The sequence below is a fragment of the Bacteriovorax sp. DB6_IX genome (assembly GCF_000447775.1).
Lineage (GTDB): Bacteria > Bdellovibrionota > Bacteriovoracia > Bacteriovoracales > Bacteriovoracaceae > Halobacteriovorax_A.
In genome coordinates, this window is sequence record NZ_AUNJ01000152.1 from 1 (window position 1) to 9,622 (window position 9,622).

General features: G+C 38.3%; 9 protein-coding genes. 7 read left to right on the forward strand and 2 right to left on the reverse strand.

What is annotated here, in order from left to right; translation table 11 throughout:
- The 3 genes from M901_RS04585 to M901_RS04595 all read left to right on the forward strand — a co-directional run.
- Nucleotides 1–1,975 (forward strand): sigma-54-dependent Fis family transcriptional regulator (locus M901_RS04585; protein ID WP_021277023.1); only part of this gene is annotated, 1,975 nt, incomplete at its 5' end.
- A 177-nt stretch (nucleotides 1,976–2,152) separates the two neighbouring features.
- Entirely contained in the window at nucleotides 2,153–2,665 is a 513-nt protein-coding gene (locus tag M901_RS16270) for a response regulator (RefSeq protein ID WP_255345202.1), read from the forward strand.
- A 17-nt stretch (nucleotides 2,666–2,682) separates the two neighbouring features.
- Entirely contained in the window at nucleotides 2,683–3,396 is a 714-nt protein-coding gene (locus tag M901_RS04595) for a DUF481 domain-containing protein (protein ID WP_021277025.1), read from the forward strand.
- Nucleotides 3,397–3,648: 252 nt separating this feature from the next.
- Here the strand turns inward: M901_RS04595 and M901_RS04600 are convergent, their stop codons facing one another.
- Both M901_RS04600 and M901_RS04605 read right to left on the reverse strand, forming a co-directional pair.
- Nucleotides 3,649–5,013: a SpoIID/LytB domain-containing protein gene (locus tag M901_RS04600; RefSeq protein ID WP_021277021.1), complete on the reverse strand. Its 1,365-nt coding sequence runs from the start codon at nucleotides 5,011–5,013 to the stop codon at nucleotides 3,649–3,651.
- A gap of 57 nt (nucleotides 5,014–5,070) precedes the next feature.
- A complete protein-coding gene (locus M901_RS04605; RefSeq protein WP_021277020.1) occupies nucleotides 5,071–5,487 on the reverse strand; it encodes a secondary thiamine-phosphate synthase enzyme YjbQ in 417 nt (138 codons plus the stop codon).
- A gap of 85 nt (nucleotides 5,488–5,572) precedes the next feature.
- Here M901_RS04605 and cdaA point away from each other — a divergent pair, with 85 nt between their 5' ends.
- Genes cdaA through M901_RS04625 form a run of 4 tightly spaced genes read left to right on the forward strand, consistent with a single transcriptional unit; the run spans nucleotide 5,573 to nucleotide 9,441 of the window.
- Nucleotides 5,573–6,376 (forward strand): diadenylate cyclase CdaA, encoded by an 804-nt coding sequence (gene cdaA / locus M901_RS04610; RefSeq protein WP_081653349.1) that lies wholly within the window; start codon nucleotides 5,573–5,575, stop codon nucleotides 6,374–6,376.
- Nucleotides 6,376–7,308 (forward strand): YbbR-like domain-containing protein, encoded by a 933-nt coding sequence (locus M901_RS04615; protein WP_021277017.1) that lies wholly within the window; start codon nucleotides 6,376–6,378, stop codon nucleotides 7,306–7,308. The genes cdaA and M901_RS04615 overlap by 1 nt, the downstream gene beginning before the upstream one ends.
- An 8-nt stretch (nucleotides 7,309–7,316) precedes the next feature.
- Nucleotides 7,317–8,681 (forward strand): phosphoglucosamine mutase, encoded by a 1,365-nt coding sequence (glmM, locus tag M901_RS04620; RefSeq protein ID WP_021277022.1) that lies wholly within the window; start codon nucleotides 7,317–7,319, stop codon nucleotides 8,679–8,681.
- 7 nt (nucleotides 8,682–8,688) lie between these two features.
- Complete coding sequence (locus tag M901_RS04625) at nucleotides 8,689–9,441, forward strand: pyridoxine 5'-phosphate synthase (protein WP_021277019.1); 753 nt, start codon at nucleotides 8,689–8,691, stop codon at nucleotides 9,439–9,441.
- Nucleotides 9,442–9,622: the final 181 nt, after the last annotated feature.

Consider the following 9,622-nt stretch of genomic DNA (forward strand, 5'->3'; position numbering starts at 1 on the left):
GTTGGCCAGTTTTTCAGAATTTAAATTCTATCAGTCGTTTAGAATTCCTGTAGAAGAAGCTGATGATTTAAGGTTTCTAATTGAAAGGGAAAATGACTTAGGGAATATGGTCTATATCGATGATGCAAAGCTCGTAGATATATCTGTGACAGGTTTTGGTTTTTCTACAATGGAGCAAATCACTGTTGGAACAGAGTTAAATATTTCTCTACAATTTAAAAAGTATCACCTTGATCTTACGGGAAGGGTCGTTAGAGCATTCTCAAATAGTATAGAAGATGAAGAAATCGTTTATGGTGTAGAAATTGATCACGAAGATAAAATTCATAAGTTTCTAGAAAACTATATTCTTAGTTTTTCATCAGATCGCCTAAAAGATTGTCTTATTGATTCCGCTCTCAAAGAAAGATATACCAAGGCCAGTGATGGTTTTGAGATGTTCTCATTACTACTGTCGCTATTCAAAGATATCACACATTTTGGTGATAAGGATGGGTTTCTAGACTCTATGCTAGAAGAAGTTGTAAGGCTTCTTAATGCTCAACGCTCTAGTATCTTTTTAATTAATCCTGATACGAATGAGCTAGAAGCAGTCGCTGCCTTAGGTGTTCAAAAGAATGAGTTGAAATTTGATTATAGACTTGGGATTGCAGGTTCCGTATTTACAACTGGAGTTGCGCTAAATATTGATACGAAGAGTGATCGCTCTCGTTTCAATGATGAGTTTGATAGTCTTTTTAGCTACGAGACAAAATCAATTATTTGTCACCCAATCCACAATAGAGAAGATAAGATCATTGGTGTTATTGAAGTTATCAATAAGAGAAACCAAGATCGTTTTACAATTGAAGATGAAAAGACAATGAAAGTTTTGGCCCTTGTCTTCTCTTCAGTATTCCATAATTATAATCCAATTTCTGAAAACTCTCAGATCAGAAGATTCTCAACTCCTTTTGATAGAAAGTTTGCTCTAGTTGGAAAAACTCCACATGTAGGTTCTTTAAGAAATTCTATAATCAAGTTAAAGGATCTTACAACGCCTTGTATGATTTATGGTGAGCCAGGTGTTGGAAAGCAACTCTACGCTACAATTCTTCATCACGAGGGAAGACGTGGTCTCAATGAATATAAGACAGTTGATTGTGAGTCTAAAGACTTTGCAACTCTTGATAAGCAACTCTTTGGTCCAGATGAGTCTGATTGTTATTTTTCATCAACTCGTGGTGGAACGGTCGTTCTTCACGAAGTTCACAAGTTGGACTTCGAGTGGCAAGCAAGACTTCTGACTGTGTTAAAAAATAAAGGACTTGATGGAGGCCGTGTTAGCTTTGATTGTCGAATCATTGCCACAACATCAAAAGACATTGCTCAAATGGTAGAAAACGGAGAGTGGAATAAAGAGTTATTTGAAATCCTCTCATCTGCCTTTGTCCATATTGAACCTCTTAGAAGAAGATCTGACGATATTGAACATCTTGTTGATTACTTCCTAAAATTAGAATGTAAGAAACAAGGCCTACTACTTAAGAGCTTCTCTCCAAAAGCTTTTGAAAAGCTAATGCAACATGATTGGCCAGGAAATATTAAGGAACTTAGAAAGTGTGTGGAAAGAGCTGTTCTCTATAACCCGAAATCACATATTATCACTGAAGTGGCCCTTGATAACTCTGCTATACCGCTTGTTGATGTTGTACAAAAGCAAAGAATGTTTGGTTCAATTCCATATGTAAGTGATCATTCTATTCCACTTAAAGATAGACTAGCACTTATTGAAAGAGAAATGATCCTATCTGAAATTAAGAGAAATCATGGAAATAAGTCTAAGGCCGCTAAAGAGATGGGAATCTCACGAGAGGCGCTAAGAAAGAAATTGATTATCTCTAATAGTGTTCTTGAGAGTCTTGAGGGAGTGCCTGAGCCGGCCAAAGCTGAGGCCGAGGTTGTCGAAAAAGAAGAAGAAAAGAAAGCAGCATAGAATTATCTCAATATGACGAAGAAAGGGAGCACTTCACACTATGAAGTGCTCCCTTTTTTTATTGAAAAATGTCATAAAATATTGTCAAAGACGTACTTGTTCAGTACGCATCTAGGGGTTAAAATATAAGAGTATTTACCTAACAGGGAGCCCCTTATAAAAGATATCAATCTATTAATCGTTGAAGACGAGGCGATGATTCGTGAACTTCTCGTTGATGTTCTAGAAGATATTACACCTAATATTTTCCAGGCCGAAAATGGTCTTGAGGGTCTCAAGATTGTCGAAGAACAGCAAATTGATCTCATTATTACAGATGTAAGTATGCCAAAGATGAATGGAGACGAGATGTTCTTTCAACTAAGAACAAAGAAGTTCCCTGGTGAGGTTATCTTTTTAACGGCCTTCGCAGATAAGTCATTGGTTCAACAAGTTATGAGAGAGGGAGCCTTTGATGTCATTGATAAGCCAATTAAAGAAGAACTTCTCATGAGTAGAACAAAGCACGCGGTAGAGAAAATTATTTCTCATCGCCATGAGAAGAAGTTCTTTGAAAGTGTTGGAGAGTTTCTTAACTATAAGAGCGTGTCAAATTATAATGAGCTTGAGTACTCTAAGCGTCTCGAATATGTTGAAGGTTTACTGGCCATTTTACAATTAAAGAACGAGAATAAGAAGAACAAAAAATAATAAGAAAAGGAAGTTCTATGAAATCTTATTCTGCTCTCATTGTGAGTTCTCTGTTGCTAACTGTCTCTGCGCAGGCCAAATTTGAAACAGAAGATGAATTTTCTGCTGTTGTTAGTGGTGGAAACTCAGATGTTAAAACCTATAATTTAAAATCTGCAAATACATATACTTTTTCTAAGAAGCACGCCGCTGACTTCAAAGTTAACTATACTTATGGTGAATCTGATGGAGAAAGAAGTGCTGAGAACTGGGATGCACTTTTAAGATATGATCGTTCTCTTAATGATCGATCGGCACTCTTTGTGTCAGAGCTTGTTGAAGCTAATCGCTTCTCAGGAGTGTCTAGACGTTATAACTCTGACTTGGGTTTTAAGTATAAAATTCTAGGTTCTGATAAGCATAAGTCAAAGTCTGAAGTTGCCTATCGATATACAATTGAAAAGAATATAGATGAGTCTATTGCTGATAAGAAAGACTCGAAGGCCAGAGTATATATTGATTATGAGAGAGTTTTTGCGAATGCGAATTCTTCTAAGCTTTGGGTGGAATATCTTCCTAATTTTACTGAGTCGGAAGACTATCTTGTGAATGTTGGTTATTCTCTAAAGATGGTGATGACGAATACATTCTCTCTTAAACTTAGTTATGTTTGGAAGTATGATAATGAGCCGGTTGTTGGTAACTCAACTTCTGATTACACATACACAACAGGAATAATAGCTAAGTTCTGATAAACTGCTCCAGTTAAGTGGGGCTAAAGTATGTTCAAAAACAATCAAATAGTGACAAGGAGCTCTCAAGCTCCTTGTTATTTCCGATAGATACCTGAAGCTAATGGTATTCAACTTGCATAAAGTCGTTATGATTTATAACTGCCCAAATTTTTAATGTAATTCTTTCTCTAAAAAAACAAGCTTGCAACAACCATGATGAGAGTCGATATGCTGTAAGAGCATATCGACATCTTTATTTGTTTTTATATTTTAGAGATTATTTGGTTGGGCTGAACCCCACGTAAGGGGAGCAGTTTTTAGGATTCTAGTGTTGTGGTAGTAGTGTTTAATGATGTCACGGTAATTATAGTTATAGTATTTTGACATCATAAAAGCACCCCACTGTGAAAGACCGATGTGGTGCCCCCACCCAAAACCTCTGAATTGAACACTGTCTTGTGTCTCGTTCTCAATAAAGTAGTGGTATGAGTTAAAATTACTCCAACCAAGCGCTCCTCGCATTTTCTTGAAGTACATTGTTTCACTATTATCACCTTGAGTGATTTGAATCGTTCTCGCACTATTATAATTCGGGTTTCTGTCTAGGACAGAGAACTCAAATGGTTGTGTTTCATCAAACTTTGAAAACTTGGCCTTAAGGTCTTTATGCTTTTTGAGCTTTGTCAGCACATCTTTTTTTGACCAGTCTTTTTTCCACTCAACAATCCAGTGATTTCTTTGTGGAAGATTATCTTTAAGTTCTTCATTGCTAAATACTTCTCTTGAAACATCACAATAAGGTACTGTACTCATTTCAAAGATCACGCTGGCCTTGTCTGTCCATCCTCCAGAAAAAGCGTGGAAGAAGGCCACGATGACCTTGTCGTTATATGTAATAACTTCGCTATCTGTTTCTTTAACAGCTCTGTCGGTACTTGGTTTTCTGTGACTAACACCTGTGTAGACTTGGTATCTTGCTGTGTCATCAACATCCCAATCCTTTCCATTATTACGACTATTGATCAGGTGGTAGAGGGCATAACTTCTCGCTGCTAGGGCCTGGGCTTTAAGAGCTTCGATTGGCCATGTTGAAACGGATTCACTTGGAACAACTCCAAGAAGATATGTTTCAATATCTACGGTATTGACAAGGTAGAGACCTTTTTCGTTGAGTCCAATTTTAAAACTTCCAACGTATGAATTTGATTTGTCCTCGTTTCCAAATCTTTCGATTTTTACAGCTTCAGTCACACTGAATTGAATTGGTGGTTGTAGGTAGGCCTTGGCCCCATCGTTTTTGATAACTAGGATTGTCGATTTTTGCTTATAAAGTGTTGCATTTGTAAATGTTAACTCTCTACCATTGGCGTCCGTTAATTTTTTAATCGAATCAGATAGTATTGAGAATTTTGTTGTGTCATCGGGTTTTCCATGTCGCCAGTCATTTTTGAGATCGTGGGGATAGATAAGAACAGAGATATCTCTGATGGCACTCTTATCTGCTGGAATTGCCAGAGCTGCCTCCTTAAAATTAGGAGGTATCGAGCTTGATGGGTAATGATGGTAGAACTCATCAGCGGCAAGAAGGTTGAACTTAATTAAGACTAAGGTTGCTAAAGTGATAAATTTTTTCATACAAAAATTATCCTTAATCTTTAGCTCTAGGTCAAAGCACGGCTAAACTCGATTATTTTACCCTCTGATAAACTTGAGTAAAATCTTTCTATCTTTTTGGCCATCACGAAACTCACTTAAATAGATTCCCTGCCATGTTCCCATGATGAGATCTCCATTTTCTACTGGAAGACAGAGATTTTGATTGAGAAGAATTGACTTCATGTGGGAAGGGGAGTCATCAGCTCCCTCTGCTGTATGTGTGATAAAGGAGAGATTGCGCGGAGCAAGGTGCTTCATAAAGTTTTCCATATCTGTCTTAGCACTCGGGTCAAAGGCCTCATTGATCGTCAGGGCACAGCTTGTATGCATGGTGAAGATGTAGAGTAGTCCTTCATCTGAATCGATAAGCTGCTTGGAATGAGTTTTAACGCTTTCTGTTATATCGTAGAACCCTTCTCCTGAAGTGTTTACTATTACCGTTTTTGTAGGCATGATAGTACTCCTTAAGTCTATGAATATAGTATGACATAATGAGATCATCCTTAACTAGAAAAAAGACAGACAAGCTAGAAACTTTATGAATTTATTCGGAATATTACTGAAACAACTGACCTTAAAAGATTTTGCCGACATGGGAATTGTGGCGCTTCTAATTTATCAGGTCTTAAAGATCGTTCATGGGACGAGGGCCGTTCAGATTTTGATCGGTATGGTATTTCTCTCGGGGATCTATGCTCTTGGGATTAATTACAATCTCTATACTTTGAATTGGATACTTGATCACTTCTTTGATTACTTCTTTATTATCTTTATCATTCTTTTTCAGGATCAGCTTAGGGCCGCACTGGCCACGGTTGGAACAGGGAGAAAGATGTTCTCTTTCTTTGACCGCTCGCCTGTAGGTTTTGATGTTGAAGAAATTGTTCGCTCGGTCTCAGTTATGAGTAAGGAGAGAATTGGTGGTCTTATTGTGCTTGAGCGTAAGAATGGGCTACAAAATTATATCGAGACGGGAACGTCCCTAGATTGTGAGCTTCATAGTGATTTGATCTACTCGATTTTTACCACCAGCTCTCCACTTCACGATGGAGCGATCATTATTAGGAATGATCGTATCGCCGCCGCTGCTTGCTTTCTTCCACTATCGAAGAATGTTGATATTGATAGGCACTATGGGACACGCCACCGCGCGGCCCTTGGTGTTTCTGAAGTTTCTGACGCTGTTGTTATCACTGTTAGTGAAGAGACTGGAAAAATCAGTGTCTGTGTGGATGGGATCTTTTACAAGTGTTCTGATGAGAATATTCTGAGACAGTATATGAAGCACTTGTGGACAGGTGAAAAACTAAGCGAAGAGCTTAAAAAGATTGAGGCCAAGTAATGAGAGAACAGATAAGGGCCGACTTAAAAAAAGTAAAATGGCTTGAAGGTCACATATTAAAAATACTGAGTTTGATCACTTCAGTCTTTCTTTGGTTCTATGTTGTAAACTCGGAGCCAATTACTATTAAGAGAGTTTTTGAAATTGATGTTATCTCACCAGTTGGTCTCGGCGTTGATAAAATGTCGTCTCAAAGAGTAAAGGTCACTCTTAAAGGTGCCCGTGCTTTCTTAAAAGAGTATAAAGAAGATGATCTGAATATCAGTATTGACTTAAGTAAGAGAAAGCTTAAAAAGCAGCGCTCGATTCAATACTTCATCAAAGATAGTGATATTCTTCTGCCCTTTGGTGTGGACGTTGTCCAACTTGAGCCAGAGAGAATTACAATCAACTTTGATAAGCTGATTAATAAGAAGATTCCTATTAAGAGCAATATTGCAGGCTCTCTCCCGCCTGATTTAAAACTTATTCATGCCAAGATTAGTCCGGGTAGTGTTTCAATTGAAGGTCCTCGAAGTGTCATGAAAACTGTTGGAGTGACAAAGACGAAACTAATTGATATTAGTGGCCTGACTGGAAATGGTGAGATTGATGTGGAGCTTGAAGAGTTGCCACACTATGTTCACTATATGAATAAGGAAAAATTTAAGCTCAAGTATGATATTCGCCCAAAGAAAGCGAATATGAACTTAAAGAATATTCCAATTAACTTTATTTCTACGACTCATAAGTTTAAGCCATCAAAAAGGGCCGTCTCGATAGATGTCCTAGCTCCTGAGGGCAGAAGTATTAGAAGTAGTGAAGTTAAAGTTTATGCAGAGATACCGGCCAAGAAGAAGGGGAACTTTAATGTGAAGTTGCGAGCGATTCTTCCTGAAGGGGTCCATCTTCTGCAAATTAATCCAGAAACTATAAGAGTAAGAAGATATTAAGGAATTTTATGTCAGAGAGAAAATTATTTGGAACAGATGGAATTAGAGGAAAGGCGAATGTCTATCCTATGACATCAGAGGTCGCGACAGCTCTTGGTCGTGCAGTGACTTACTACTTTCAAAAGAAATCTGGTAATGAGAAGAGACCTCTTGTCATTGTTGGTAAAGATACAAGACTAAGCTGTTATATGATAGAGCAGGCCTTTGCTTCTGGTGTTTGTTCGCAGGGGGGAAGAGTCATCTTCACTGGTCCACTTCCTACGCCTGGAGTTGCATTTGTGACTGATAGTATGAGGGCCGATGCAGGAGTTATGATTTCAGCATCTCATAATAGTTTTGATGATAATGGGATAAAGATTTTTGATGCTAATGGCTTCAAACTTCCTGATGAAGTTGAACTCCTATTAGAAGATCTTGTTCTTAATCCAGAAAAGATGCCTCAGAAAACGGGAAGTGAAATTGGTCGCGCCAAGAGACTTGAAGGAGTCGATGGTCGCTATATTGTTCACGTAAAAACTGCCCTTACACATGAGCACGATATGAGTGGCATGAGAGTGGTTGTCGACTGTGCTAACGGGGCCAGTTATAAAGTTGCTCCTATGGTTCTAAGTGAACTTGGGGCCGAAGTCTTCTCAATAGGTGTTTCACCAAATGGTGAGAATATAAATCTTAACTGTGGAAGCCTACATCCTGAGGTTGCAAAGGAAGAGGTGACTAAGCTTAGAGCTGATATCGGTTTCTGTCTTGATGGTGATGCTGATAGAATTCAGGTTATCGACAAGCACGGGCAAGTGATTGACGGGGATAAGCTGATTGGAATCTTTGCTAAGCTTATGCTTGATAAGGGAGATCTTAAAAAGGGTGACACTGTCGTAGGGACTGTGATGTCTAATATTGGTCTTGAGCTTTATCTTCAGAGTTTAGGGTTAAATTTCCACAGAACTAAAGTTGGTGACAGATATATTATGGAGTATATGCGTGAGAATAAGGCCAAGCTAGGTGGAGAACCTTCTGGGCATATTATTTTCACTGATCATGCGACGACGGGAGATGGAACTCTGGCGGCCCTGAAAACTGTTGAGGCCATGAAACACTTTAAAAAAGATGTGGATCAATTAGCTTCTGAAATTGAACTCTTTCCACAGGTCTTAAAAAATATCACCGTTGGTGAAAAGAAGCCTCTTGATGAGCTTGAGCTTCTTCAAGCTGCCATTAAAGAGGCCAATGAAAAACTTGCTGGTCGTGGAAGAGTTGTTATTAGATACTCGGGAACTGAATCACTGGCCAGAGTTATGGTCGAAGGTGATAAGCGTGAGCTTGTTAATGATATCTGCGACAATCTCATTACTGTACTTAAAAAAGAATTAGGATAAATAGAGAATGATACCAAGATTAGGCGTAAATATTGATCACGTTGCAACTTTGAGACAACAAAGAGATGAAGGTTATCCAAATGTTCAACTTGCTGCTGATGCCTCTTTAAAGGCCGGTGCAGATCAAATTACTATTCACTTAAGAGAAGATAGACGTCATATTCAAGATGCAGATGTTCCTGCTGTCTTTGAAATGACTCAGAAATATGGAAAGCCATTGAATCTAGAGATGGGAAGTTCTGATGAGATAGCTGATATCGCTATCTCAATTAAACCAGAGTGGATTTGTCTTGTTCCAGAAAAAAGAGAAGAAAAGACAACAGAAGGTGGTTTGGATCTTCTCTCTGCTGAAGGATACTCACGTATTGAGAAAATGATGGCAAAGCTTAGAGCTGGAATAGAAGGGGTTAAAATCTCTCTTTTCGTTGAGGCCAATGATGAAGTTATGAGACGCTCAATTGAACTGGGTGCCGATGCTGTTGAGATTCATACCGGGCACTATGCGACTGACTTTTTAAAAGGTGTTGATATTCAGCATTACCTTGAGAGCTTCAAGAGTTCATATGAAGTTGTGAAGGATACTCCGGTCGGATATCACGCGGGTCATGGGCTTACACTTGAGAGTGTGATTCCTCTTTTAGAGCTTAAAGTTTTTAAAGAATATAATATTGGTCATTGGATTGTGGCCCAGTCGGTCTTTGAAGGACTTGACTCAGTTATCAAGAAATTTCTCTCAAAATTTGAAGAGTATTCACTATAAAGGTCATCTCCAATCGGAGATGACTACTTTTTCCCAGTTTTAATTATTTCATACTTTGGCAAAATATAAGAAATATTAAATTTTTATCAGAGGTCGCATGGGGATCAACTCAAAAGAAATTCGCGCATGGAAGAAAGTCTATGAAGGGGATTTAGATAATATTATTATTGAGCTTAAAGAA